This window comes from Sphingobium sp. CR2-8, assembly GCF_035818615.1.
GTDB lineage: Bacteria > Pseudomonadota > Alphaproteobacteria > Sphingomonadales > Sphingomonadaceae > Sphingobium.
In genome coordinates this window covers 3292797-3317086 of record NZ_JAYKZY010000002.1, presented here as the reverse complement: position 1 = coordinate 3317086, position 24290 = coordinate 3292797, and the positions used below count along the sequence as shown (strand labels likewise).

At 64.1% G+C, this 24290-nt stretch carries 21 protein-coding genes and 3 pseudogenes; 10 read left to right on the top strand and 14 right to left on the bottom strand.

Annotated features, from left to right (window positions below):
• Positions 1–88: 88 nt before the first annotated feature.
• The 6 genes and pseudogenes from U5A82_RS20270 to U5A82_RS20245 form a co-directional block, all read right to left on the bottom strand.
• Positions 89–2566 (bottom strand): glycosyl hydrolase 115 family protein, encoded by a 2478-nt coding sequence (locus U5A82_RS20270; protein ID WP_326292650.1) that lies wholly within the window; start codon positions 2564–2566, stop codon positions 89–91.
• A 25-nt stretch (positions 2567–2591) separates the two neighbouring features.
• A complete protein-coding gene (gene bglB / locus U5A82_RS20265) occupies positions 2592–3707 on the bottom strand; it encodes a beta-galactosidase BglB (protein ID WP_326292649.1) in 1116 nt (371 codons plus the stop codon).
• Positions 3708–6697: pseudogene (locus tag U5A82_RS20260) on the bottom strand (glycoside hydrolase family 35 protein). It lies immediately after the preceding gene.
• A gap of 5 nt (positions 6698–6702) precedes the next feature.
• Positions 6703–7017 carry an L-rhamnose mutarotase gene (locus tag U5A82_RS20255; RefSeq protein ID WP_326292648.1) on the bottom strand — a complete coding sequence of 105 codons (315 nt, stop codon included), beginning with the start codon at positions 7015–7017 and terminating at the stop codon, positions 6703–6705.
• Between the two features lie 69 nt (positions 7018–7086).
• Positions 7087–8607: a rhamnogalacturonidase gene (locus U5A82_RS20250; protein ID WP_326292647.1), complete on the bottom strand. Its 1521-nt coding sequence runs from the start codon at positions 8605–8607 to the stop codon at positions 7087–7089.
• Positions 8607–9815: a rhamnogalacturonan acetylesterase gene (locus tag U5A82_RS20245; protein ID WP_326292646.1), complete on the bottom strand. Its 1209-nt coding sequence runs from the start codon at positions 9813–9815 to the stop codon at positions 8607–8609. Before U5A82_RS20245 ends, U5A82_RS20250 begins: the two co-directional genes overlap by 1 nt.
• A gap of 396 nt (positions 9816–10211) precedes the next feature.
• Here U5A82_RS20245 and U5A82_RS20240 point away from each other — a divergent pair, with 396 nt between their 5' ends.
• Positions 10212–13160, top strand: coding sequence for a TonB-dependent receptor (locus U5A82_RS20240; protein ID WP_326292645.1), 2949 nt, complete (start codon positions 10212–10214; stop codon positions 13158–13160).
• A 197-nt stretch (positions 13161–13357) separates the two neighbouring features.
• Here the strand turns inward: U5A82_RS20240 and U5A82_RS20235 are convergent, their stop codons facing one another.
• The 7 genes and pseudogenes from U5A82_RS20235 to U5A82_RS20205 form a co-directional block, all read right to left on the bottom strand.
• On the bottom strand, positions 13358–14143 hold the full coding sequence (locus U5A82_RS20235) for an IclR family transcriptional regulator (protein ID WP_326292644.1): 786 nt from the start codon (positions 14141–14143) through the stop codon (positions 13358–13360).
• Between the two features lie 176 nt (positions 14144–14319).
• Positions 14320–14837, bottom strand: a pseudogene (gene pal / locus U5A82_RS20230) (peptidoglycan-associated lipoprotein Pal).
• Positions 14838–14949: 112 nt separating this feature from the next.
• Positions 14950–16283, bottom strand: a pseudogene (gene tolB / locus U5A82_RS20225) (Tol-Pal system beta propeller repeat protein TolB).
• A complete protein-coding gene (gene tolA / locus U5A82_RS20220; RefSeq protein ID WP_326292643.1) occupies positions 16280–17338 on the bottom strand; it encodes a cell envelope integrity protein TolA in 1059 nt (352 codons plus the stop codon). The pseudogene tolB and the gene tolA overlap by 4 nt, the downstream one beginning before the upstream one ends.
• 18 nt (positions 17339–17356) lie before the next feature.
• Positions 17357–17821 carry an ExbD/TolR family protein gene (locus U5A82_RS20215; RefSeq protein ID WP_326292642.1) on the bottom strand — a complete coding sequence of 155 codons (465 nt, stop codon included), beginning with the start codon at positions 17819–17821 and terminating at the stop codon, positions 17357–17359.
• Positions 17822–17855: 34 nt separating this feature from the next.
• A complete protein-coding gene (gene tolQ / locus U5A82_RS20210) occupies positions 17856–18560 on the bottom strand; it encodes a protein TolQ (RefSeq protein WP_326292641.1) in 705 nt (234 codons plus the stop codon).
• Complete coding sequence (locus U5A82_RS20205) at positions 18557–19027, bottom strand: YbgC/FadM family acyl-CoA thioesterase (RefSeq protein WP_326292639.1); 471 nt, start codon at positions 19025–19027, stop codon at positions 18557–18559. Before U5A82_RS20205 ends, tolQ begins: the two co-directional genes overlap by 4 nt.
• A 179-nt stretch (positions 19028–19206) precedes the next feature.
• Between U5A82_RS20205 and U5A82_RS20200 the strand changes: the two genes are divergently transcribed.
• The gene (locus U5A82_RS20200; RefSeq protein ID WP_326292637.1) at positions 19207–20085 is read left to right on the top strand and encodes a 3-hydroxybutyryl-CoA dehydrogenase; all 879 of its coding nucleotides are present in this window, start codon (positions 19207–19209) and stop codon (positions 20083–20085) included.
• Between the two features lie 135 nt (positions 20086–20220).
• Here the strand turns inward: U5A82_RS20200 and pspF are convergent, their stop codons facing one another.
• Entirely contained in the window at positions 20221–21243 is a 1023-nt protein-coding gene (gene pspF, locus U5A82_RS20195) for a phage shock protein operon transcriptional activator (RefSeq protein ID WP_326292636.1), read from the bottom strand.
• Between the two features lie 181 nt (positions 21244–21424).
• Between pspF and U5A82_RS20190 the strand changes: the two genes are divergently transcribed.
• The 8 genes from U5A82_RS20190 to U5A82_RS20155 are packed head-to-tail and all read left to right on the top strand — an operon-like array spanning position 21425 to position 24181.
• The gene (locus U5A82_RS20190) at positions 21425–21595 is read left to right on the top strand and encodes a hypothetical protein (RefSeq protein WP_326292635.1); all 171 of its coding nucleotides are present in this window, start codon (positions 21425–21427) and stop codon (positions 21593–21595) included.
• A gap of 47 nt (positions 21596–21642) precedes the next feature.
• The gene (gene pspA, locus U5A82_RS20185) at positions 21643–22311 is read left to right on the top strand and encodes a phage shock protein PspA (protein WP_326292634.1); all 669 of its coding nucleotides are present in this window, start codon (positions 21643–21645) and stop codon (positions 22309–22311) included.
• Positions 22312–22315: 4 nt separating this feature from the next.
• On the top strand, positions 22316–22582 hold the full coding sequence (gene pspB / locus U5A82_RS20180; protein ID WP_088184885.1) for an envelope stress response membrane protein PspB: 267 nt from the start codon (positions 22316–22318) through the stop codon (positions 22580–22582).
• Position 22583: 1 nt separating this feature from the next.
• Entirely contained in the window at positions 22584–22964 is a 381-nt protein-coding gene (gene pspC, locus U5A82_RS20175) for an envelope stress response membrane protein PspC (protein WP_326292633.1), read from the top strand.
• 37 nt (positions 22965–23001) lie between these two features.
• Positions 23002–23292 (top strand): hypothetical protein, encoded by a 291-nt coding sequence (locus tag U5A82_RS20170; protein ID WP_326292632.1) that lies wholly within the window; start codon positions 23002–23004, stop codon positions 23290–23292.
• Positions 23293–23319: 27 nt separating this feature from the next.
• A complete protein-coding gene (locus U5A82_RS20165) occupies positions 23320–23631 on the top strand; it encodes a hypothetical protein (RefSeq protein WP_326292631.1) in 312 nt (103 codons plus the stop codon).
• Between the two features lie 29 nt (positions 23632–23660).
• On the top strand, positions 23661–23918 hold the full coding sequence (locus tag U5A82_RS20160; protein WP_326292630.1) for a hypothetical protein: 258 nt from the start codon (positions 23661–23663) through the stop codon (positions 23916–23918).
• Between the two features lie 29 nt (positions 23919–23947).
• Positions 23948–24181, top strand: coding sequence for a hypothetical protein (locus tag U5A82_RS20155; RefSeq protein ID WP_326292629.1), 234 nt, complete (start codon positions 23948–23950; stop codon positions 24179–24181).
• Positions 24182–24290: the final 109 nt, after the last annotated feature.

Genomic DNA, 24290 nt, shown 5'->3' with positions numbered 1-24290 from the left:
CCATGCGCATCCGTCATCGCGCGTCAATCTTATGCTCTGGCGTGGGCATATAATGCCACATAGTGGAAGTCTATCACGCCATATGAAATCAATGCAAGACGCGATCATCCTCCATGGCAATGAAACGGACCGCTTCGATCATCACGCCTGCGTCGCGCGCGTCGACCGTCAGGCTATGCCTGCCCCCGGCCAGTTCGCCCTGCACCGTCAGGCTCAGCCGGTTGTCCAGCACCCCATCGGCCCAGTCGCGGCTTCCCGTCTCGCGGGCTACTTCCAACCCATGCTGCGCGCCATCGATGCCCAATGTCAGCCGCAACGGATCGCCATCCCGGTCGGCATAGGTCGGCAGCAGATCGACCAGCATGCGCCAGCGTCCGGCGGGTAGGATGACGTTGGCCGTCGCCACCCCGCCCATGCCGGTCGCGCCCAGCACAAGGCCCTGTCGTCCCAGTCCTTCGACCCGTCGCCATCCCGGTCCCGCGACAAAGGCGCGGGGCGAAAATACTGTCCAACTCGCTGTCTCTTTTGCCGCTGGTACAGGCTCCTTGTGGGGCAGGACGACGTCGGATTGCGGCAGGATCGGCGGGATCGCGCGATAGCTGCGCCACTGCCCGTCGGCTGGCTCCACTGCCATCATGCCCCGCCATTTGCCGCCTGCAATCTCGCGATTGTACCGTCGTGTCAGCGCCCCGATCGCCACATCCGCCTCCCGCGCAACGGCCCCGCGTCGCATCGCTTCCGCCAGGTCGCCGTCACGCAGCCGGTCATGCGCCTCGGCTGCGAAGAAGCGCCGATTGGCGGCGGCCGACGCCTGCACCGGATAGCCCACCAGTTCAAAAAACGCATCGCGCCGCTCCGTCGGCACCAGCGGCTCGATCCGCCCGACCGCATCCTCCATCGCGGCAAAGTCGGCCAGCCGTGCGTCCGCTTGCGCGATCGTCAGCGGGCTTTGCCGCGCCTTCTCGCCCGGCAGATAATATTGCAGATGTTCGGGCCGCCGCTCGAAATTCAGCCGGTGATAGGTGCGCAACACCGCTGCGATCCGGGGAGCCTGCGCCGCATCAATCGTCTCCGCCGCGAAGTCCGCCACGACATCGTCGATCGGCCGCCGCCGTGTCCCCTCGACATCCCAGGCCAGCTTGAGGAAATAATCTGTGCCCAGTTCGGCGGGCTTGAGGTCGCCGACATTCACCACCCACATCCTGCGCGCGCCCCGGTCCCAGGCCCGGCCCATCTCCTGCCGGATCAGCGCGGGCGGCGTGGTCGACAGCCAGAGGTAGGAGAGCGGCGCGCCGAGATAGGAGAGGTGATAATAGACGCCCGACCCGCCCTTGCGCGCGCGTTCGGCGGCATCGGGGAAATGGCGGATATAGCCGAAATTATCGTCCGGCCATATCAACGTCACATCGTCCGGCACCTTGAGGCCCGCGCGATAGACGTCCAGCACTTCCTTGTACGGCGTAAAGACTTGCGGCGCGTCCCCGATCCCGGCCTTGTCCAGCATCGCGCGCTGGTCGGCGAAGATCCGCTCCAGCGCCGCGCGCCGTTCCGCGATCGTCTTGGGTCCCACCATGCCGCTGTCATGGATGCCGCGCATCCCCAGCGTCCATATGCTCTCATAGCGCGCATGGGACGCCACCCGCGCGTCCCAGTAGCGCCTCACGCCATCCGGGTTCTTGAGATAATCGAAATCCGCCGCCGGCGCGTCCCACTCGCCCACATTGTTGCGCAGCATCGGTTCGGCATGGCTCGATCCCATGACGATGGCATAGCGGTCCGCCAGCGCCGCATTTGCGGGATCGGCATTGAACGGCCGCGTCACCTTGTGCATCGCGGGCCACAGCAGATTGGCCTTCAACCGCAGCATCAGTTCGAACAGCCTGGCGTAGGTCTTCGGTCCCAGCGGCGTCTCGCCCGGCGCATGGCTGCCCGCCGCCCAGGGGATCAGTCCCCAATCCTCGTCGTTCAGGAACAGCCCGCGATAACGCACCGATGGCGGCCCGAAGCGCTTCACCCCGCGCGCGACATAGAGCGCATCGCGATGCAGCGGCGTCGCATCCGCCCACCAGTGCCATGGCGACACGCCGATCGCGCGCGACAGTTCATAGGCGCCATAGGCGGTGCCCCGCCGGTCGCTGCCCACAATCACCAGCGCGCGCGCCACGCCCGGTACGGGCTTGTTGACGGCGACGATCAGGAAACTTTCCCAAGCGCCCTTCAGCTTTGCGACATCGATCCGCCCCGTCGCCGCCAACCGGTCGATCGCGGCGTTGCGCCCCAGCGTGCCGATCCAGACCTGCGCCCCGCCGCCTGCGCGCTCGCCCGTCACCACGCCGATGTCTCTGCGCAGATCATCGGCGGCGATCCGCACCACATCATGGTCGGCGGGATCGGTGACGATGGTCGCGGCCACGCCAGCCGCCGCCAGCGGGAAATCCCCCGGCCTTGCCGTAGCCCGCACCCAGTCCTCGGCCGATGCAGGCGCGATGCCCAAAAGAAATGCCGCCAGCCCGATCAGGCCGACGGCACCCCTGGACAAAAGGCGAGAGAGATACAGTCCTTCCACAGCCGCTCCCTCCCGTCCCGTCATGTCAGATATAGGTGCGCAGAAACTCACCCAGCGCGCAGATCGCCAGGCTCTGGCCATAGGGCATGGAGGTGAGCGCGATATCCTTGTAGAATTGCTCGCTATCGCCCATCGCCGTGCCGAAGCTGACCTGCTGCAATTCGCCAGCGTCATCGATGTTCGCCAGCACGCCGCGCACCGCCTTGATGCCGACCGCCTCATAATGGCGCGGCAGATAGCCCTTCCGCACCGCCTTCAATATGCCATAGGCAAAGCCCGCAGTGGCCGACGCTTCCAGATAGCTGGTCGGATCGACGATCAGCGTGTGCCAAAGCCCCGTTTCCGCGTCCTGCGTTTCGCTCAGCGTCTTCACTTGTGCTGCAAGGGTGTCGATCAGGAAGGTGCGGAAGAAATCGCCCTGCGGCAGGTCGAGAATCTCGATGATTTCCGGAATGGCGATCGTCACCCAGCAATTGCCCCGCGCCCACAGCGCCCGCGCGAAATTATGCCGGTCGTTGAAATCCCAGCCATGGAACCACAGGCCGGTCTTCGTATCGAACAGATATTTGATATGCACCAGGAACTGGCGCTTGGCTTCCTCGATATAGGCGGGACGGTTCAGCAGCAGGCCGATCTTGGCCAGCGGCAGCACCGACATCATCAGCGTGTCGTCCCACATCTCGCCCGGATTCACGTCATTATAGACGATGTGCTGGAACCCGCCCTCTTCGGTCTTGGGCAGGCCATCGTCCGCCATCAGCCATTCGGCCCAGGTGTCGAGATAGGGGATGTAGCGCGGATCGGGTTCGAACTCGTACAGATAGGCCAGCGTGATGAACGGGGCCATCGTGTTGATATTCTTGGTCGGCGTGCCTTCGGCGAAGCGATCCTCGAACCACTGCTTGATGATATCCAGCGCCTTATAGTCGCCGGTCTGCTCGAAATAGCGCCACATGCCGAACAGGCCGACGCCATGGGTCCATTCCCAACCGGCCCAACCCTTGGTGTCGATGATGCGGCCATCATCCAGATGGAGCAGGAACTCGCCTGTCTCATCCTTGATGTTGACCAGATTGTCCATCAACCGGTCGATGGAATCGATGACCTGACTGCGCGGGACATCATGATGGATAGCGGCCACTTATTGGGTCTCCTTAAGGTCTGAAGGTGCGTTTGGCGCGGCAACCATCTGCACTGGCAGACCGCCTTTCACGGTATGAAGGGTAACGAGGCGCACGCTTTCCAGCGCGTCGCCCGGCTGGCCATCGGATGTGACGGCCAGCGCAATATGGTTCTTGCCCCGATGGTTGAGGATGCCCTCGGGTATGGGGAAGGTGCGCTGCGGCCCGACATGGGCGATGAACTGCCCCATGTTCCAGCCATTGACGAAGATCAGCACGCGATAGCGCACCGGCGAACGCGGCGTCGTCGCGTCGCCGAAGCTGAGGCCGATGGTCGCATCCTGCCCCTTGGGCACGTTCAGCGCGAAGCTGGTGCGATACCAATTGGTCCCGGCGTCGGCCTGCGCGACAGGTACGCTTGCTTTCGCCCACGCCCCATCATTGAAGCCGGGCAGGTGCCATCCCATGCGCTCGCCATATTGGCCGCCATTGTTCGCCGGGCCGCGCGCGACGTCAGGCAGGTCTTCGCCACCCTTTTTGCCCTGGATCTTCCACGCGATCGGCACGCCGAAGCTGCGGCCACCCGGCGCTTCGAGGGAGGCCGAGATCAGGCCGCGCGCTTCCTTGTGGAAATCATCGCTGTCCAGATCCCAATTATGGCCGTTGTTGCGCACCATGACGGACAGGACATGCTCCCCGACTGGGCAGCGGCGGGCAGGGCGAAGCGCGCCGTGCCGGTGGTGATCGGCCGGGGCAGGCCGCCGGGCGTTTCCGCCTCGCCCAGAAACTGTCCGTCGACAAAGGCCTGCACCAGCCCCGAACCGCCCGCGCCATAATAAAGCGATAGCGTCTTCGCGTCCGGGGTGCCGGTGAAGCGGCCGCGATACCAGACATCGCCATCATGAAAGCCATAGGCGTCCATGCTCATATTGGGCTGGCCGTCGGGTCGCGCGGTGATGCTGGCATAGGACCGCTTGTCGATCGCCTGCCATGCGCTGTCGTCGAAGGCCGGATCGGTTTCCGGCGACCCCTTCGCCATGCGCCAGTCGGTCAAGGCGGGCAGGGCGATGGCGGCCGGACCAGCCAGCGGTTGCACGGCGGCCAGGCTCCCAACGGCAGTCGCCTTGGTCGCGACCTTCGCCCCGTTCCACGTCACCGAACGCACGGCGTTGGGCGCCCAGATTTCCAGCGGGGTCTGTTCCGCGGTGTCGCCGGTCAATGCCAGCACGCCGCCCCTGATGATCGCCGACCGTATCAGCGCAGGGCCACGGACCAGCGCATCGCCTGCGCGCCAATAGCGCGCGCCTTCCGCCTCGTCGGCCAGGATCAGCGTCAGGGACGGCCGCCCGCCGCCCTCGATCCGCACCACGGCACGACCCCGATGGGCGTAGCTCAGCTTGAGATCGCCCTTGGCTGCGTCGAACGCGCTGCTCGCCTGCCCCTCCAGCATCGTCACCTGGGGCGCGGATGCATAGCGCAGCACCGTCTCGCCGGTTTCGCCTGCGCGACCATAGAGCAGCATCACGCCATCTTGCGACGATTGCAGCTCCGACGTCGAATAGACGAGCCGCTGCCCGTTCAGCGTCACACCCGCGACCAGCCACTTCGCGTCGAAGCCATTGAGCTGCATCGGCACTGTATATCGCCCGTCCGGCAGGTCGGCGGTGAAGCTGAAAGCGTCGTTCGTCTGCCCGTTGGACGGCTTGTGCGTCACCATCAGGAAACGCGCATCCGTCTCCGGGCTTTTATTATGATAGATCTGGATATGGGGTGAGGAAATCTCCGGCTGCCCCGCCGGGACCATCCCCGCCAAATCCGGCACGGACGCGATCAGCCCGCCCAGCTGCTTCATCTCCTGCGCCTTCTCGCGCAGGGCGCGTGGCTCGGAAATGGCCGACCCATAATCATAGCTGGTGAACACGACCGGCGCTGGCAGCCAGCCCCAGCTGGTGCCGCCATAGGTCATGTAGAAGCTTTGAATGCCGATCCCGTTCGCCAGGTTCGTGCCGTAAAAGACGCGCTGGAACCGCTTGCCGCGCTGGATCGCGTTACACTCATAACCGCCGTTCGACCCCCAATAGTCGAACCAGCCGCCGCCGAACTCCGCCAGGAAGCCCGGCGTATCGGGCGATGCGGATGCGCCCCCCTTCGCCCCGCCGGGACCATAGAAACCCCAGTCCGGCGCGGCGACGTCGCGGGTCGGCTTGCCCTCCACGGTGCAGGTGCCGCCGGGATAGCCGTCGAACGCATACATGTCATTGGGGCCGGGCACGACCTTGTCGACCTTGGACGATTCGGGCGTCCAGTATCCGTTGCGGCCCTGATCGTTATGGAACAGGGGCAGGGTGATGCCGTCGGCCCGCGCCTTGGCATAAAGATGGTCCATATAGCGCCGCTGCGCAGCTGTGGTCAGCGCCAGCTCATTTTCGATCTGGTGCAGGATGACGCCATATTTGCGTTTGGGATCGGCGTTGATCTGATGCTTCGCGATGATCGAATTGATCCGGCTCAGCCATTCGTCGGCGGCCTTGAGATAATCGGGATCGTCGGTCCGGGCGCGGGCGCGCTGGTTGACCAGCCAGCCGGGAAAGCCGCCCCGCGACAGTTCCGCATTCACATAAGGACCGGCGCGAGTGATGACGTAGAGGCCTTCCTCCTCCGCCATGGTGAGCAATCGGTCGATGTCGCGGATGCCTGAGAAGTCGTACACGCCCTGCTTGGGGCTATGATAACCCCAGTCGAAATAGAGCGCGACCGTGTTGAAGCCGCTCGCTTTCATCTTCTGGAGGATGTCGCGCCACAGGTCGGGGGAGGGCAGGCGGAACGGGTGGAACTCGCCACCCCACACGACCAGTCGCTTGCCATCGACCATCAGCGACCGCGCATCATAGGACACGCGGCCGAACGTCTTGACCGGCGCGGACAAGTTGGCGGTGGGCTTGGCGACCTGCGCCACGACCGGCGTGGCGAGAGCGGAGCCGAGCAGCAGGACGGCGATCAGCGAACGCATGACGCTCAATCCAGATGGAACAGCAGGGGGAGCGGCCATTCCTTGGGCTGGTTGCTTGGGCCAACCTCCATCAACGGGGCCATATGGTCCCACCAGCGTTGCATGATCGGATGGTCGGGCAATGCGTCGCGCCTATTATCGTCCCGCAGTTTCAGCACCGCGAACAGGCTCAGCGTCTCTTCGTCCAGGAAGATCGAATAGTCGTAAATGCCCGACTGCGACAGCAAGTTGGACAGTTCCGGCCAGATTTCGTCATGCCGCTTGCGATATTCGTCCACCACGCCGGGCTTCAGCTGCATCTTGAAGGCGTGGATCGACATAGGCTCTCCCTGATGAACCATATTGTGGAACGTTATGCCGATAATTGGTAGCACTGTCCCATATTGTCGTCAACGCCACAGCAGCGTGTTCGTCACGGAAATAGCCGACACATCGTCCAGGACGAAGGGCGGGCGCTGGTCGGGCGTCATCGTCTCCGCCGTGAAGCGATCGATCGTCAGCTGTTCCACATGCCGCGCCCATAGCGCCCATCCAGGCAGCACGCCGAACATGCTGGGTTCGGGATAGGCGTCGGGCAGTTCGGCCGGGACGCGCACCGCATCGGCCGCCGTGCCGCCGCCACGATAGGCGAGATGGATGTCGCGCAGCGTCACGTCATGGATGGGATGTGCCTTCAATCCGGCGATGGCAGCGGGGAAGCGATGGTCGATGCCGCGCGCATCCACCTCGCTGATTTCCACGCCCTGGATCGCGCCGACACCGGTCCCCTCCGGCCCGCGCCGCCGGTCGCCCAACCGCAGGAAGATCGGCGCAGTCGTAACGTCGCGCATCGTCAATCGCTGCGCGACGACATGCTCCATCACGCCCCCATCCACCGTCTCCAGCGCCAGGCCCCGGCAGCGGGTGAGGCGGCAATCCTCGATCCGCACGTTGCGATATCCGCCATTGCTCTCGGTGCCCAGCTTGATGCGGCCCGTCACCCGGTCGCGATCGGGCGCGATCGCCTGAGTAGTGCGCCTCGTGCCATCGACCAGCGACCCCATGTCGTACCCCGACACGTCGCAGTCGCGGATCAGGATATTCTCCGCAGCGATCGCCCGGCCCAGCGCATGGCTGCTCTTGACCACGATGGCGTCGTCATTGGGCGAATTGACCCGGCAGCGTTCCACCACCACGTCGCGCACGCAATCCAGGTCGATGCCATCGCGCTCGGTATCGATCGTCAGCCCGTCGATCCGCAAGTCGCGCGTGCCCGTCGCCAGGATCGCGAAATGCCCGCCCTTCAGGATGGTGAAGCCCGACAGGTGAATGTCGCGGCCATTCTTGAAGGCGATCGCCTTGTTGCCCAGGCCCTGCATCGCGGCGGCGTCCGGCTCGAGATGGCCGATGTCCGCCACGCTCATACCCTGCATCGACAAGGGCCGTTCGCCCGCTTGGCGTTTCCAGCGCGCACCGGGGCCATCGCGGGTCAGGCCAATCCCGTGGATCAGCCCGGGGCCGACGATCGCCACCTGCTCCACATCGTCGCCCCAGATCAGGCTGTTGCGCCAATGGCTATGGCCGAAATCCTGATAGAGCTGATCGATACCGGCTTCGGGCAGGTCGTATCGCCCGCCATGGCGCGCCGGATCGGCCGCCTCGATCACCGCGCCATCGGACAGCAGCATCGTGATCCGACTTTGCAACCGGATCGAAAAGCATAGATAGCGACCGCGTGGCAGGACGACGGTGCCGCCGCCCGCGCGTGCCGCCGCCTCGATCGCCGCGTTGATGGCCGGGCTGTCGATCGTCCTGCCGTCGCCCCGCGCGCCATGGTCCCGCACGTCGATGCGCCGCGCCGCATGCGCCGGGAAGGTGGGCAGCAGCAGGGCGGCACCGCCCAGCGCGACATCGCGGCGGGTGACGCGCATCAACTGCCAGCCGGCCGCTGATCGCTGCGGATCAGGCTAGGGACGATGGCGACGCTGTCGGGCGCTGGCGGCCGGGCCGGGTCGAAGGCGGGCATCGTCACATGCGGCGCCAGCGCGGGGATTCGCGTCCGTATCCGTTCCGCCACCGCGCGCGCCAGCAGCCATGCGCCAGCGTTGTTGTGATGGGTCTTGTCCCGGCCGCCATCGTTGAACAGCCCTGGCGCGCCCTCCGGTCCCAGCGCTTCGTAGATAGCCCGGCTGTCGGCGTTGAGGTCGATCAGCGGCACCTGCTCCTGCGCCGCCACGGCGCGCACCGCCGCCGGATAGGCCCCCAGCGTGTCCACGATTCTACGCCGCGCATCGAAATTGCGCCGCTCAGGCGACGTCACCAGCACCGGCTGCGCCCCGCGCCGCCGCGCTTCGGCGATATAGGCGCGCAGCCAGGCCGGATAGCTCGTCTGCGCATCGGCGTATGTTTGCGGCCATTCCGCCTTCTGGTCGTTATGGCCGAACTGGATGAACAGCCAGTCGCCCTTCTTCATCCCCGACAGCAGCTTGTCAAAGCGCAGGTCGGTCAAGAAGGATTTGAGCGTGGCGCCCGACTTGGCATGATTGGCGACCACGATCTTGCCGTCCAGCATCGCAGGCAGCATCTGCCCCCAGCTGGCGGCCGGTTCGGCATATTGATCGGTCACCGTCGAATCGCCAGCCAGGAATATCGTGGGCGCACGGACGGGTTCGATGCGGACCGACCGGACCGTCGGCTTACCCAGAAACTCCAGCGTCAGCTTCTCGTCCCAGGTGAACTCCGCCGCATCGCGCGCATCGATCCGCACGGCGTCGCCGCCCGGCGCATTGGGCGGCGGCGGCGTCAGCGCCGGGGAGCGGATATTAACCAGGAAACTGCGTTCGGTCGTTTCGCCTCGACGCGTGACGACATGGTTCAGCATCAACCGCCGCGCTTCGGCCTTTACGGTGGTGTCGCCCGGTCGGCCATCATCGCCCAGGCGCAGCGTGACGCGATAGTCCCCTTGCGGCAACGCCACCGAAAAGAGGAAGCCCTGCGGATCAGCGCCCGGCTCCATGCCGGGACCGCCCGTTTCGTAAGAGCGCTGCCGTTCCGCCGATCCGGCGCGCATGTCGAACGTCTGTGCCATCGCAGGCGACGCCGCGTTCAGCATCAGGGCAAGGGCGGCGGGCAGCGTCATGCTGGGGCATCCGATCAGGACATAAGAAAAAGGGGAGCGCCACGGAGCCGCAGCGCTCCCCCCAGATCAACCGCCCGTGCAGAGGCGTGTTGGACATAAATCCCGTTAAATAGAGTTGTTGCCCATATATCGGGACGAAATAGGAGGGTCAACAGTCTTTCGGCTGGATCGTCTCCAATGGCGATCCTGCCACGCGAGGCCCTTCTTCCATTCCAATAGGGTGAACGGTCCGCCGAACCCCTGCAACAATGATCCACATTGTGGGCATAAAATTCACATAATGATTTTTCTGGCAATTGTCGGACTGTCTAGATAGAGTGACACATCAGTTCACATAGTGGGACATTCTGGACGCCCATCAGCGATGGGGCCAGTCATAATAGGGGAGGAAATAAGATGCGTATCCGTTCCGCTTTTGCCCGCCGCAGCTCGGCGCTGGCGATCGCCGCCACGCTGCTGGTCGCCTTACCCGCGGCCGCGCAGGAACAGCCCGCCGCCGATCAGCCTGCCGCCGATGCCGGCGCCGCCGACATCGTCGTCACCGGCTTCCGCGCCTCGCTCAACAGCGCGCTGGGCATGAAACGGTCCGAAGCCGCAGCGATCGATTCGATCGTCGCCGAAGATATCGGCAAGTTCCCCGACTCCAACCTCGCCGAATCGATGCAGCGCGTACCGGGCATTGCGCTCGCCCGTGGCGACGGCGGCGAAGGCCGCAACATCTCGGTCCGTGGTCTGGGCGCCGGCTTCACCCGCGTCCGCATCAACGGGATGGAAGGCACGGCGCAGACCGGTTCGTCCGACATCTATGGCGCGGGCAACAATGGCCGCAGCTTCGACTTCAACGTCTTCCCGACCGAAATCTTTTCCGCCCTGTCGGTGCGCAAGACGACCTCCGCCGATATCGAAGAAGGGTCGCTCGGCGCCACGGTCGATCTGAGCGCGCCCAAGCCGATGGAGCAGAAGGAGGATTTCGTCCTCGCGGCCACCATGCGCGGCGTTTACAACGAACTGTCGAAGAAGGTCGATCCGCGCGCGTCCCTGCTCGTGTCCAAGAAGTTCGGCGACAGCGGCTTCGGCATCCTGGGGTCGGTCGCCTATCAGAAGCGCAACCTGCGTGAAGTGGGCTATTCGGCGGTCGATATCCTGTCGGCCAACACCAATGGCGGCTTCTGTTCGCCGCTGGGCGCGCCGATCAACACGGCGGGCCAGACGGCTGAGCAGCTCGCGTCGCGCGGTGTCACTGCGGCCAATTGCAGCACCGGCAATCCGCGCACCAGCAATGCGGCCGCCTATCAGACGATCCAGAATCTGCGCCGTGCCGACCTGCCTGGCGTCGCGGGCAGCGGCGCGTTCCTGCCTCGCCTGCCGCGCTATCTGAACAGCGAACAGAAGCAGGAACGGATCGGTGGATCGCTGACCTTCCAGTTCAACCCCGACGACGACACCGACATCTCGCTCGACCTACTCTATTCACGCTTCGAAGTGACGCGCCGCGACAATTACATCGCCGCCGTGTCCTTCGCCCGTAACGCGTCGAATCTGGGCCAGCCGATGACGTCGGTGCGCGAAATCGAATTCGACGAGAATGGCTCGCTGGTCCATGGCGTGTTCGACGGCGTCGACGTGCGGTCCGAAGGGTTGGTCGATCACTTCGTCTCGACCTTCAAGCAGGCGAACCTCAACTTCAAGCGCCAGCTCAACGACAGCCTGGAAATCAGCGGCCTCGTTGGCTTCAACCAGTCGGTTTGGGACGGCAAGAGCCGTCTCCAGACCTTCATGGACGCGATCGACACCAACGGCTTCTCGATCGACTTCCGCGACGGCGGCTCCACGCCCAAGCTGGGCTTCGGCGTCGATGTCAACAATCCTGCCAGCTTCAGCTATGCCCCGACCGTCAACGGCACGGTGCGCGGCGGCTTCAGCTTCCAGGGCAAGCCGTCGAAGAACACGACCGACAATATGACCGCCGAAACCAACCTGAAATGGACGGTCAGCGACGCTTTCACCATCAAGGCGGGCGCGCAATATCGGCGTAGCGACTTTCTCTCCACCTTCCTGCGTCCCTTCAATGCCGACACGGTCGTCCGCAATCTGCCGGCCGGGACCAGCCTTGCCAGCATCACCACCAGCATCACCGGCGTGGACAAGCTGTGGGGCAATGGCGCACCGGCCAGCTGGGCCGCGATCGATCCCGAGAAATGGGCGAGCACCTTCGGTTTCGCAGACGTGCGCTATTGCGGCATCGAATGTGGCGCCGGGCGCAGCCGCGTCGTGGAGGAAGTCTCCAGCGGTTATGTGATGACCAATTTCGACCTGGAAGACGCGCTCGGCTTTGCCGTTCGCGGCGATGCGGGTGTCCGCTACGTCAAGACCGATATGGTGGGGTCGGGCTATATCAATATCGCCAGTGCCACCTCGCCTACGGGCCTTGCGGGTCAGTATAAGGCCGTCCGCAACAGCTATGATGACTGGCTGCCTTCCGCCAACATCGTGATCGAACCGGTCGATAATCTGCTGGTCCGCTTCTCCGGCGCAAAGGTGCTGTCGCGGCCTGAACTGGGTCTGTTGACGCCGACCGTCACGATCAATCCCACGACCCGCGTCGGCAGCATCAGCAATCCGCTTCTCAGCCCGATCCGCGCCAATACGTTCGACGCCGCCATCGAATGGTATTTCCGCCCCGGCTCGCTGCTGTCCGCCGCCTTCTTCTACAAGGATATCAAAAGCTATATCCAAAATGTGAACAGCCAGATCAACTTCAACGAACTGGGTCTGCCCGACGCCCTGTTGATCGGCGGCACGGCCGTTCCGACCGATCCGTTCACCATCTCGCAGCCTTTCAACACGCCGGGCGGCAAGCTCAAGGGCATCGAAATCAACGCCCAGATCCCCTTCACCTTCCTCGACGGGTTTTTCAGCAATTTCGGTCTGCTGGCCAACTACACCCATGTCACGTCGAAGATTAACTACATCCTCAACAGCGTGAACGGCGTGCCGACCGTGACCACCACGGCCGATCTGGTCGGCCTGTCACCCAATACCGCGTCGGCGACGCTCTATTATGAGGATGACAAGTTCAGCATCCGCACCACCGGCAACTTCCGCGACCAGTTCATCCGCGGCATCCCGGCTTCGCCGGGCAGCGATCTGCAGGGTAATGCCAAGACCTTCTACATGGATGCGTCGGCCAGCTATAATGTCACCGATCGCCTGAAGCTGATCGTGGAGGCCACCAACCTGACCGATGAGCAGAACCGTCTCTACATCGACAGCCAGCGCCAGGACACGCTGTTCGAAACCCGTATCGGCCGCACCTTCACCTTCGGCGTGACCTACCGGATGTAATCGACTTACCCTTTCTCCCCAAACTCAAGGGCGCGGCCACCCTGGTGACCGCGCCCTTATTGTGTCTGCCTGTCCTACGCCGGGTCGGGCGCGCTATACTTTGTGACGGACGCCATCGATCGCAACAAAATGTCCAACTTTTGATCGGAAATTTCGAAATTGGCGGGAAATGTGGGAAGTTAAGGGCGCCGTGCCATTCAACGCGGTCCGCTATAGCCGACCGCGCTGCTGATCAGTTCGGCCGATCGCATGACCTGCTCGGCCAGCCCTGGCCGCAAGTCGTCGGTCAGATAATGGGCGGCGCTGGCGATCGATATGGCGATGCAGATCTGCCCCTTGGCGTCGCGGACCGGCACCGCGATCGACCGGACGCCATCGCCCAACTCGCTATCGTGCAGCACCTCGCCGCGCGCCTTGTGGCCGCGCATTTCCGCGACGAAGGCCTCAATCTGCGCAGGCGTGACCTTGCCGTCCTTCGCCTCGACATAAAGCCGTTCCCAGCCCGCCTCATCCTCGTCCAGCAGCAGCGCCTTGCCCAGGCCCGTTTCGGCCACCGGACGACGATCGCCCGGCGCCGTCGCGACGCGCAGCCGCTGGGTGCCGGTCACCCGGTCCAGATGGCGCGACCAGTCGCCTTCGCGCTTGCCCACGAACACGCAGAACCCGGTACGGTCCGACAACAGTTCCATGAACGGGCGCGCCACCCGCACATAGTCGATCTGCTCGGTCGCCAGCACGCCCAGTTGCAGCAGCTTGGGCCCCAGCGCGAAGCCGTCCCGCGTCACCGACAGATAATTGCGCGATTTGAGCGCCTGCACCAGTCGATGGGCCGTCGTCTTGCTCATGCCCAGTTTACGCGCCAGGTCGGCGGCGCGGATCGGCCCGTCGATCACCTCGTCCATGATGTCGAGCGCGCGCATCAGCGTCTGCGTGCCCTTCACCGTTTCCTGTCCGTCCTTCTGCCTGTCGTTGCCGTCCTGCATGATGATCCCGCCGTGCCAATCTTTAAATCCGGGGCGTCCCATATATCGGGGCGTTCCATATAGAGGAAGCATATCGGCCAGATTGGGCATCTTGTCAGCAGCTTTGTTGCGGACATGGAAAAAGCCCGCCGATCGCGGGGACCGGCGGGCTTTCAAGATTACGGCAGAGGGTGCGATCAATATTGGATAGTCACCGTCACCGCGCGGCGATTCTGCGCCCAAGATGCTTCGTCCGATCCCAGCGCGGCCGGGCGCTCCTTGCCATAGCTGACGGTGGTCAGGCGGCCCGGATCGATGCCGAGCGAGGCGAGATAGTTTTTGGCCGCATTGGCGCGGCGCTCGCCCAGTGCGATATTATAGTCGCGGGTGCCACGCTCGTCGGCATGACCCTCGATCGTGACGCGCACATTCGGGTTCTGGCGCAACCATGCGGCCTGGCTCTGCAACGCCGCCTGATCCTCCGCATCGACATCATACTGGTCCAGGCCAAAGAAGATGCGGTCCGACGATACCGACGCGACGAAGTCCGCCTGGCTGCCTTTGGTGGGGCCGGCACCCATGCCGCCGGACCCATTCTGGCTACCGGTGTAGACGCCGCCACCCGGGGCGGGGGCAACTGCGCCGGAGGCTTTTTGGAACAGGCGGCGAGGGCGATGATGGCGGTGGCCGCCAACAGGGTCCGGGACAATTTCATGAAAGGGGTCTCCTTCGAGTTTTTTCTATGCCGCCCGCTAAGACAGTCATCAGGGTCCGTGAAGTTCGTTACGCTGTCAAGACGACGAAGGTTCCGCCGCATTGACGCAGGATCATGGCAACAATGGTCCCCAGGCCGGATCGGACCCGCTGAGCGGCGTGGGAATACGACGCTCGTTCACGCCGGTCAGGTCGACCTGCCATACCTGGCTGCTGCCCTGCTTGCCGGGCGTCGTGCGGAAGAATTGCAGCACGCGGCCGTTGGGCGACCAGGTCGGCTGTTCGTCCTGCCAGCCATTGGTCAGGATACGCTCATTGTCGCCGCTCGGCGTCATGACTGCGACCTTGAAATCGCCCGACAGCTTGGTGAAGGCGATGAGGTCGCCGCGCGGCGACCATTCGGGCGTCGCATAGCGCCCGCCGCCATGGCTGATGCGTCGCTGGTTGGAGCCATCGGCGTTCATCACATAGATTTGCTGCCCACCCGACCGGTCGCTTTCGAACACGATCTGGCTCCCGTCGGGCGAATAGCTGCCGCCCACGTCGATGCCTGGCGAATTGGTCAGCCGCACCGGTGTGCCGCCATTGGCCGATACGCGATAAATGTCGGTATTGCCCGCCACCGCCATGGAAAACAGGATGGAGCGTCCGTCGGGCGACCAGCGCGGCGCGAAGGTGGGATTGTTGCTTTCGGTAACCAGCTTCTGCTGCCCCGCACCGATGTCGTAGATATAGAGGCGCACCCGGCTGCCCAGATAGCTGACATAGAGGATCGACTTGTAATCGGGCGAAAAGCGGGGGGTCAGCGCCATCGACTGGCCGTTGGTGATGAAGCGGTGGTTCGCCCCATCCGAATCCATGATGGCGAGGCGCTTGACCCGCGCGCCCTTGGGGCCGCTTTCGGCGATATAGGCGATGCGGCTGTCGAAGAAGGGGCTTTCGCCCGATAGGCGCGCATAGATGGCGTCGGCGCATTTATGCGCCGCCCGCCGCCAGTCGCGCGGCGCGACGACATAGCCCTGCCGCGTCAGTTCCTGCTTCAACGCCACGTCATAGAGGTAGCAGCCCACGGTAATGTCGGCCTCCCCCCGCTCGTGCGTACGAACCCCTGCACCAGTGCCTGATAGGCGCCCCATTTGTCATAGACGGGGTTGGTGACTTCGGGGAAGGCGACCGGCGGCATGCCGCCCGGACCCGACGGATCGAACAGGCCGGAGCCTTTGAGGTCCGACGCGATCACTTCGGCGATCTTGCGCCCCAGTTCGCTGGCGGTTCCAGCGGGCGTCGCCACGTCCTGCTGCGCGGGCAGGGACGGCACGGCGACCTTGACATTGCTGTCGACCTCGCCGGTGACGTCGACCGACAATTGCGCCATGGCGGGCGCGGACAGGATGGCGGCAAGCGCGATGCCTGCCAAACTCAGGCGGCGCAGGATGGTGGTCTTCATCGGTTCAGCCTCGCGTCAAAGCGGAGTGGCCGGAGCCATTTCCATTGGTCGTAAAATTCGGGCGGCATGTTGCGGAAGGGGGACGCCAGCTTCACCGCCTGGATCGCCCGTTCGGCATGGAGCTTCGCCTGCGGACGGTTGCTGGCGGTGACGCCCTGCTGGTCGATCACTTCGGGCGTGCCGATGACGGCCCCGTTGCGGTCGAGCCGCACCTCCAGCAGGGTAATCAACTGATCGGCGTCCGCGCCGGATGGCGGCCGCCAATGGGGCTTGAGCTGACGCCGCAATTCGGCGTCCAGCGCCGTCTTCTGCGCCGGTCCCATGGCGGCGGCGGGCGGCGGCGCGGGTTTGCGCGGCGCATCGTCACGGGTATCGATGCCCTTGAGGAAATCCTTCCCCAGCAGCGAACCCTTGGGCTTTTCCGCCTTGCCCTGACCCGAAGCGCGCGCGGCATCGGCCTTGGCTTTCGCATCGCTCTTGGCCTTGGCGTCGCTTTTCGCCTTAGCGTCGGCCTTTGCTTTCGCATCAGCCTTCGCTTTCGCGTCACTCTTGGCCTTGGCGTCGCTCTTGGACGGCGCAGCCGCCGTTGCCTTTGGCTTTTCAGGCGTCGGCTTGGGCGTGGGTTTTTCCGGCGCGGGTTTTGGCTTTGGCGCGGCCTTGGCCACCTCTTTCTTCGGCGGCGTCGGCTTGGGTTTGGCCGGGGCTTCCTTCGCGACCTCCTTGGGTGGCGTCGGCTTGGGTTTGGGTACGGGTTTCGGCTCGGCCCTGGGCGGTGGCGGCGCAGGCGTGGGTTCTGGTGCGGGTTCCGGCTCCGGCGCGGGCTTCGCATCCTCCGTCGGGCCTTCCTCCGGCGCGACGCTGGGCGGCGGGGGCTGGGTCGACACCTGCGGCGCGGTCGATTGCAGCGCGACCTCGTCCACCAGGGTCACGTCCATCGGCGGCGACTTCAGCTTCAACGGGTTAGGGGTGGCCAGGAATCCAGCCGACAGCAATCCGAACAGCAGGACATGTCCCGCCGTCGCGACGCCAAGGCCGATCTTTTCCGCGCGCTCCATATCGCTGACCTATGGTCCCTATTCTGAACCGTCGCTGGCCGACCCGGAATCCGACCCGGTGCTGACCAGCGAGACCTTGTTCAGGCCTGCGCGATTCAGTTCGCCCATCACCCGCATCACCCGGCCATAGTCCAGCGCGGTGTCGGCGCGCAGGAAAATCTGCGGCGGTTCAGGCTGGCCGGCATGGGCGGCGGCGATCTCGCTCAGGCGATCGGGCAGGTCGGCGTCGCTGATCTGTGCGTCGTCGATGAACAGGCCGCCGTCGCGATCGATCGACACGATGGTCGGCTTGGCGTCCGCATCCAGCCCCTTGGCGCGGGTTTCGGGCAGATTGACGGGAACGCCCGTCACCAGCAGCGGGGCGGTGACCATGAAGATGATCAGCAATACCAGCATGACGTCGACCAGCGGCGTGACGTTGATGTCGGCCATCGGCGCACGCCCGCGTCCGCGCCGGGATGAGGGAGGACCGGACATCGCCATCAGTACGCGCCTTCCGCAACGAAGCAGGAGCCGCTCATCGTTGAGCCTCCAGCTCGCGGCTCAGCGTCGCATAGAAGCTGTCGGCAAAACGGGTCAGCCCCGCTTCCAGCCGGTTGATGCCATGGCTGAACCGGTTGTAGGCGATCAGCGCCGGGATCGCCGCGAACAGGCCGATGGCAGTGGCGAACAGCGCCTCGGCAATGCCGGGCGCCACGACCGCGAGCGAGCTGTTCTGTTCAGCAGCGATCGAGGTGAAGGCGCGCATGATGCCCCACACCGTGCCGAACAGCCCGATGAAGGGCGCGGACGACGCCACCGTCGCCAGGATGTTCAGCCGGTCCGAGAGCCGATCAACTTCCGACGCGATCGTGCTCGACATCGACGTCCCCAGCCGGTCGCGGGTGCCGTCGCGGTCGATCACCTTCTGCGCAGTCGACCGCCGCCATTCGGTGACGCCTGCCGCCATCACCTTGGCCGCCGGGAAATCCGCCTTGCCCCGCGATTCATAGAAGCGGTCGATATCCTCGGCCTTCCAGAAATCGGCCTCGAACTTGCGGCTTTCCTTGCTCGCCTTGCGCAGCGACACGGAGAAGCTAATGATGATGGCCCAGGTCCAGATGCTGGCGAGCAGCAAGCCCAGCATCACGCCCTTCACGACGATGTCGGCTTGAAGGAAAAGGGCGAGCGGGGAAATGGTCGCGGCGTCGGTAATGGCGCCGGCAGGCAGGTTGAGCGTCATGGGTGAAGGTCTTCCCCTTGGCAAAGGCGAGTGAAAATGTCGGTCCAGGCCTTAGGCTGTCGCTGCGGACGACCCTGCGGCGTCAGCCAGGCGACAGTGATGGTGGCGTTCGTCAACTCTTCCGCGCCGCACCTGACTGACTGATGAATGACGCAGCTTGCCGCGCGGGCATCGGTCACGCGGCTGACGACCATCAGGTCGTCGTCTAGCCGCGCGGGGCGGCGATACCGGATCTGAAGGTCGGTAACCGCATAGACGCCCGCGCTGCTTTCATGGTTCGCCCGCTGGTCGATGCCAGCGATGCGCAGCATGTCGGACCGGGCGCGCTCCATATAGCGCAGATAATTGGCGTGATAGACCATCCCCGACAGGTCGGTATCCTCGAAGTACACGCGCAGCGGGAAATGATGCGCGTCGGCAAGGAAGCGTCCGGCCGTCGGCGCGGGCATCAGGTCTGAAACGGACATGACGGGCTTTTAACCATGGCGGCACCGCAGCGCAAAGCCGGAAATGGTCGGCAGCCAAGCAATCCTTCCGGCACCCGAGCACGACCCAACGCCTGTTCGATTGCAGGAGCGCCCAAGACTGGTCGTCGGCCCTGCGCTTCGCTAAGGGGTAAAAAACAATTCTTGAGGGAGAGCAAGGCATGACGGATATTCGGACGGTTGGCGTGATCGGCGCGGGGCAGATGGGTGCGGGCATCGCGCAGGTTGCGGCGCAAGCTGGCTATGCCGTCATTCTGTCCGATATCGACCTGCCCCGCGCGGAAAAGGGGCTGGCTGGCATCGCCAAATTGCTGGCAAAGGCGGTGGAGAAAGAAAAGATCACGCAGGCCGACGCCGATGCGGCGCTGGCCCGGATCACGCCCGTGGGCGACATCGCCCCACTGGCCGACGCGCAACTGGTGATCGAAGCCGCGACCGAGCGCGAGGAGGTGAAGCGCGCCATCTTCGCCAATGTCGGCAAGATCCTGGCCAAGGACGCGATCCTCGCCACCAACACATCGTCCATTCCGATCACCCGCCTGGCGCAGGCCGCGCCTGACGCGGGCCGTTTTGTCGGCGTCCATTTCTTCAATCCCGTGCCGGTGATGGTGCTGGTGGAGGTCATTCGCGGCCTCGCCACCACGCCCGAAACCGTCGCCGCGGTGGAGGGGTTCGCCTCGCGGATTGGCAAGACCACGGTCCATGCCTTCGACGCGCCGGGCTTCGTGGTGAACCGCATCCTGCTGCCGATGCTGAACGAAGCGGTGTTCGTATTGGGCGAGGGCGTGGGCAGCGTCACCGATATCGATCAGGGCTGCAAGCTTGGCCTCAACCATCCCATGGGGCCGCTGACGCTGCTCGACTTCGTCGGCTTGGATACTGCGCTGGAAATCCTCAACGTCTTCCTCAGCACCACCGGCGATCCCAAATATCGCCCCGCGCCGCTGCTGGTCAAATATGTCGAGGCAGGCTGGTATGGCCGCAAGACCGGCAAGGGCTTTTACGACTATAGCGGCGCGGAACCGGTGCCGACGCGCTGAGCTAATGCCATGCGGGGGAAGTTATTGCCCAACCTCTCCCCGTTCGCCCTGAGCTTGTCGAAGGGCTTCCCTTCTTCAATAGAAATGAGGGGCTTCGACAGGCTCAGCCCGAACGATTAAGAAGATGAGCGGTGATTACCCCGCGCTTAACCCATGTTTCTTCATGCAGTGGCGCAACTGGTCGTAGGTCAGGCCCAGCCCCTTGGCAGTGGCGCGCTGGTTGTAGCGGAACCGCTCCAGCGCCGCGCGGATGATCGCCGCCTCATGCCCGTCCACCGCCGCGCGCAGGTCGCTAATCTCCTCATAGCGCATGCCGGGCGTTGATGGCGCGGCGGGGGCCTCACACGGCGACACCTCCGCCCGCTTCATCATCGACTTGGGCTTCCATGGCGATGCGAACGGATCGAAGGTGATCCGGCTGATCGGCCGCCCCGGCTCGTCCCACCGATAGACGGCGCGTTCCACCACATTGCGCAGTTCGCGCACATTGCCCGGCCAGCCATGGCCTTCCAGCTCCGCCGCGCAGGCCGCACTGAAGCCGGGCCATTGCGGCCAGTCCCGTTCGGCTGCCATGCGCCGCCCGAAATGGTCCGCCAGCACCGTGATGTCGCCTTCGCGCGCGCGCAAAGGGGGCAGGGTGATAACCTCGAAACTCAGCCGGTCGAGCAGGTCGGGACGGAACCGACCGGCTTCGGCGGCGGCGGGCAGATCCTCGTTGGTCGCCGCAACGATGCGCACATCCACCGTCAACGGCTTCGACGCGCCGATCCGCGTGACCTCTCCATATTCGACCACGCGCAGCAATCGTTCCTGCGCCGCCATCGACAATGTGCCCAGTTCGTCCAGGAACAACGTGCCGCCATCGGCATCCTCGAACCGGCCCGGCCGCGCCTTGGTCGCGCCGGTAAAGGCGCCCTGTTCATGGCCGAACAATTCCGCTTCGATCAGCGTTTCCGGCAATGCCGCACAATTCATCGTAATCAACGGCTCGCCCCAGCGTGGGCTGAGATGGTGCAGCCGCTCGGCGATCAGTTCCTTGCCAGTGCCGCGTTCGCCGATCACCAGCACCGGCCGGTTCAGCTCGGCTGCCCGGCCTGCCTGCTCCACCGCGTCCAGAAAGACCGACGACTGCCCGATAAACTGCGTATTTTTTTCCATGCGCCAACTTATGGTGAAATTTCCCACTCCTTGGCAAGCGCCATATTGGCGCGAACTCTTTGGAACGCGAAAAACCCTGGAAAACTGCCATTTCCCAAAACTGGCACGGCATCTGCTAAGCTACAGGCAATCCGCAACAAATCGCGGAACCTACGAAGGCCAAGTTTCAGGGAGTAAGACCATGACCAAGACCAACAGCGTCCGCGAAATCAGCCAACTGATGTCGGTCGCCATGGCCGCCCTGCTGTTCGGATCGACCGTGATCCTTTCAGCGGTCGGTCCGGCCCGCGCCAGCGAAGCCCCGATCCTCGCGGCGCAGCACAGCACCGCCCCCCTACGCTATCTGGCGTAAGCGGCACCAAGTCTGCACAAGACAATAAGACCAGGAGTGACATTATAATGGGTATTTTCTCCCGCACCCGCGACATCATCGCCGCCAATGTGACCGACCTGCTCGACAAGGCGGAAGACCCCGCGAAGATGATCCGCATGATCATCCTCGAAATGGAGGAAACACTGGTCGAAGTCCGCGCGTCCGCCGCCCGTACGATCGCTGACCAGAAGGAAATGCGTCGCCACATCGCCAAGCTCAATGCCTTGCAGGACAGCTGGACCGAAAAGGCGCAGCTCGCCCTGTCGAAGGACCGCGAGGATCTGGCCAAGGCCGCTCTGGTCGAGCGCCAGAAGGCGACCGACATGGCCGAGCATCTGGGCCACGAGATCGAGACGCTCGACGAGGCGCTGAAAGCGTCGGAGGAAGACATCGCCAAGCTGCAGGGCAAGCTGCGCGAAGCCCGCGCCCGCCAGAACAGCCTGGTGACGCGGATGCAGAGCGCGGAAAACCGCCTGCGTGTCCGCGAAGCCTATGCCGGCGAAAAGGTCAACGACGCCTTCGCCCGTTTCGACATGCTCGAACGCCGCGTGGACATGGCCGAAGGCCGCGCCGACGCCGTGACGCTGGGCGGGCAGCCCAAGACCCTGGAAGAGGAGATTGCGGAATTGAAGTCGGCCGACAAGGTCGATGCCGATCTCGCCGCCTTGAAAGCCAGCATGGGTAAGGAAGGCTGATCCGATGGAAGAGGTTTTCCTGCCCGTCATCGTCTGCGGCATGTTGTTCATCGGCATGCCCTGGCTGATCTTCCACTATGTCACCAAGTGGAAGCAGGCGCCCAAGATCACCGACGAGGATGAGAAGCTGCTGGACGACCTCCACCTTCTCGCCCGCCGTCTGGAGGAAAGGCTCCAGACGGTCGAACGGATCGTCGCCGCCGACAATCCCGATTTCCGCCCCTCTCGCCCGTCGGCCGACGACGGTTACGAACTCGACCGGAGGAACTGACATGAGTGCCCGCCGTACCAAATTCTATCTCGACAAGAAAAATGGCAAATGGTCGGGTGTGTGCGCCGGCATCGCCGACTATAGCGGGATCGACGTCACCTGGGTCCGCGTCGGCGCGGTGCTTGTCACGCTGATGGGGGCCTTCCCCTGGACGCTGATCGCCTATGCCTGCGCCGTCTATTTCGCCGACAACAAGCCCATGGGCCTCTATTCGGATCGCGACGACGAAAAATTCTGGCAGGGCGTGCGGACCAACCCGACCCGCTCGACCCGCGACGTCCGGTCCAAGTTCCGCGATATCGATCGCCGCCTGGCCGACATCGAAATCTATTATACCAGCCGCAACACCCGCCTCGCCGACGAGATCGACAGCCTGCGCTGAGCGCCGCGCCGGGGCCGCATAACAGGGGAGATTGTTCATGAGCTTTAGTGGACCCTATTTCGTCCTGGCCATCATCGCGATATCGACGCTGGGCTGGATGTTCACCACCTGGGTCCGTGCGCGACACGGCTATCCGGTGGAAAATGAATGGACCGGCACCGTTGATCGAACGGACGCTGACGCTGGTCGAAAAATCGACCTTCTTTCCAACGAAAACGAAAAGTTGACGGGCCGCATCAGCCGCCTCGAAGAGCGCATCGCCGTGCTGGAGAGGATCGCCACCGATCCCGCCGCCCGCACCGCGCGCGAAATCGACACGCTGCGCTGATATTGGCCGACCAAGGGGAGTATCATCATGTTTCCATTCGAAGCTTTGGCCCCGGTCGCGGTCATCGTCGGATCGCTTGGCGTCGGCGGCTGGATCTTCACCACCTGGCTGCGCATCAAACATGGCTATCCGCTGGAAAACAGTTGGGGCAAGGCGATCTATCCGCAGAAGAACGAGGAGATGGTCGAGCGCATCAAACTGCTGAGTCAGGAAAATGCCCAGCTGCGCGCCGAGATCGGATCGATGAAGGACCGGCTGGCCGTGGTTGAGCGGATCGTTACCGACGAAAGCCACCGGTTGGCTCAGGACATCGAACGACTGCGCAGCCCGGCTAATTGAGCGCACGACTTTATCAAGGGACAAGACAGATGATCGACAATCCTTTTTCCATGGTCGTCCTTATCGTGGCGATCGTTGCAATTTCCCGGGTTTTGCAGGCCAAATATGGCGTCGTGCGCCGCGGCAAGGGCGAAGACTTCATCCAGCGTGGTCCCGATCCGGAAGCGGAACGGCTGCGCGCCGAAGTGAAGGCGCTCAAGGACCGCGTCGCCGTGCTGGAACGGCTGGCGACGGACGGCTCCACCGCGCTGGAGCGGGAATTCGAGAAACTCCGGGACCGCGACTGAGCGCGATCCGACCGGACAGGGAGGCTTATATGCAAGACCCCTATCTTTATCTGACCTTGGCGGCGACCGCGCTTGCCAGCCTTGCTATCCTGACCATAGCGGGCCTGCGCGGCTGGAACGGCTGGCTGGAATTGAAGCGCGCCGAACTGGGCCGCCATTTTGAGGAAGTCGTCCCCCCGACGGCCTCCGCCCGGATCGAGGTCGCCGACCTCAAGGAACGCATCCGCAAGCTGGAAGCGATCGCGGCGGGCGTCGATCTGTAGAGTCTTCACCCTGACGCTGTTCCCCGGCGAAGGCCGGGGTCCAGCCTAGAGCGCAGAACTGGACCCCGGCCTTCGCCGGGGAATAGCCGACTTCCAAGCAACGGATAGC

Excerpts from the sequence above, each read along its gene's own strand:
- pspB (WP_088184885.1), top strand. The coding sequence starts at position 22,316 with ATGGAAGAGGTTTTCCTGCCCGTCATCGTCTGCGGCATGTTGTTCATC.
- pspA (WP_326292634.1), top strand. The coding sequence starts at position 21,643 with ATGGGTATTTTCTCCCGCACCCGCGACATCATCGCCGCCAATGTGACC.
- U5A82_RS20215 (WP_326292642.1), bottom strand. The coding sequence starts at position 17,821 with ATGGCGATGTCCGGTCCTCCCTCATCCCGGCGCGGACGCGGGCGTGCG.
- tolQ (WP_326292641.1), bottom strand. The coding sequence starts at position 18,560 with ATGACGCTCAACCTGCCTGCCGGCGCCATTACCGACGCCGCGACCATT.
- U5A82_RS20165 (WP_326292631.1), top strand. The coding sequence starts at position 23,320 with ATGTTTCCATTCGAAGCTTTGGCCCCGGTCGCGGTCATCGTCGGATCG.
- U5A82_RS20250 (WP_326292647.1), bottom strand. The coding sequence starts at position 8,607 with ATGCGCGTCACCCGCCGCGATGTCGCGCTGGGCGGTGCCGCCCTGCTG.
- tolA (WP_326292643.1), bottom strand. The coding sequence starts at position 17,338 with ATGGAGCGCGCGGAAAAGATCGGCCTTGGCGTCGCGACGGCGGGACAT.
- U5A82_RS20200 (WP_326292637.1), top strand. The coding sequence starts at position 19,207 with ATGACGGATATTCGGACGGTTGGCGTGATCGGCGCGGGGCAGATGGGT.
- U5A82_RS20160 (WP_326292630.1), top strand. The coding sequence starts at position 23,661 with ATGATCGACAATCCTTTTTCCATGGTCGTCCTTATCGTGGCGATCGTT.
- U5A82_RS20235 (WP_326292644.1), bottom strand. The coding sequence starts at position 14,143 with ATGCAGGACGGCAACGACAGGCAGAAGGACGGACAGGAAACGGTGAAG.
- U5A82_RS20205 (WP_326292639.1), bottom strand. The coding sequence starts at position 19,027 with ATGTCCGTTTCAGACCTGATGCCCGCGCCGACGGCCGGACGCTTCCTT.
- U5A82_RS20155 (WP_326292629.1), top strand. The coding sequence starts at position 23,948 with ATGCAAGACCCCTATCTTTATCTGACCTTGGCGGCGACCGCGCTTGCC.
- U5A82_RS20245 (WP_326292646.1), bottom strand. The coding sequence starts at position 9,815 with ATGACGCTGCCCGCCGCCCTTGCCCTGATGCTGAACGCGGCGTCGCCT.
- U5A82_RS20190 (WP_326292635.1), top strand. The coding sequence starts at position 21,425 with ATGACCAAGACCAACAGCGTCCGCGAAATCAGCCAACTGATGTCGGTC.
- U5A82_RS20170 (WP_326292632.1), top strand. The coding sequence starts at position 23,002 with ATGAGCTTTAGTGGACCCTATTTCGTCCTGGCCATCATCGCGATATCG.
- U5A82_RS20255 (WP_326292648.1), bottom strand. The coding sequence starts at position 7,017 with ATGTCGATCCACGCCTTCAAGATGCAGCTGAAGCCCGGCGTGGTGGAC.
- pspF (WP_326292636.1), bottom strand. The coding sequence starts at position 21,243 with ATGGAAAAAAATACGCAGTTTATCGGGCAGTCGTCGGTCTTTCTGGAC.
- U5A82_RS20240 (WP_326292645.1), top strand. The coding sequence starts at position 10,212 with ATGCGTATCCGTTCCGCTTTTGCCCGCCGCAGCTCGGCGCTGGCGATC.
- pspC (WP_326292633.1), top strand. The coding sequence starts at position 22,584 with ATGAGTGCCCGCCGTACCAAATTCTATCTCGACAAGAAAAATGGCAAA.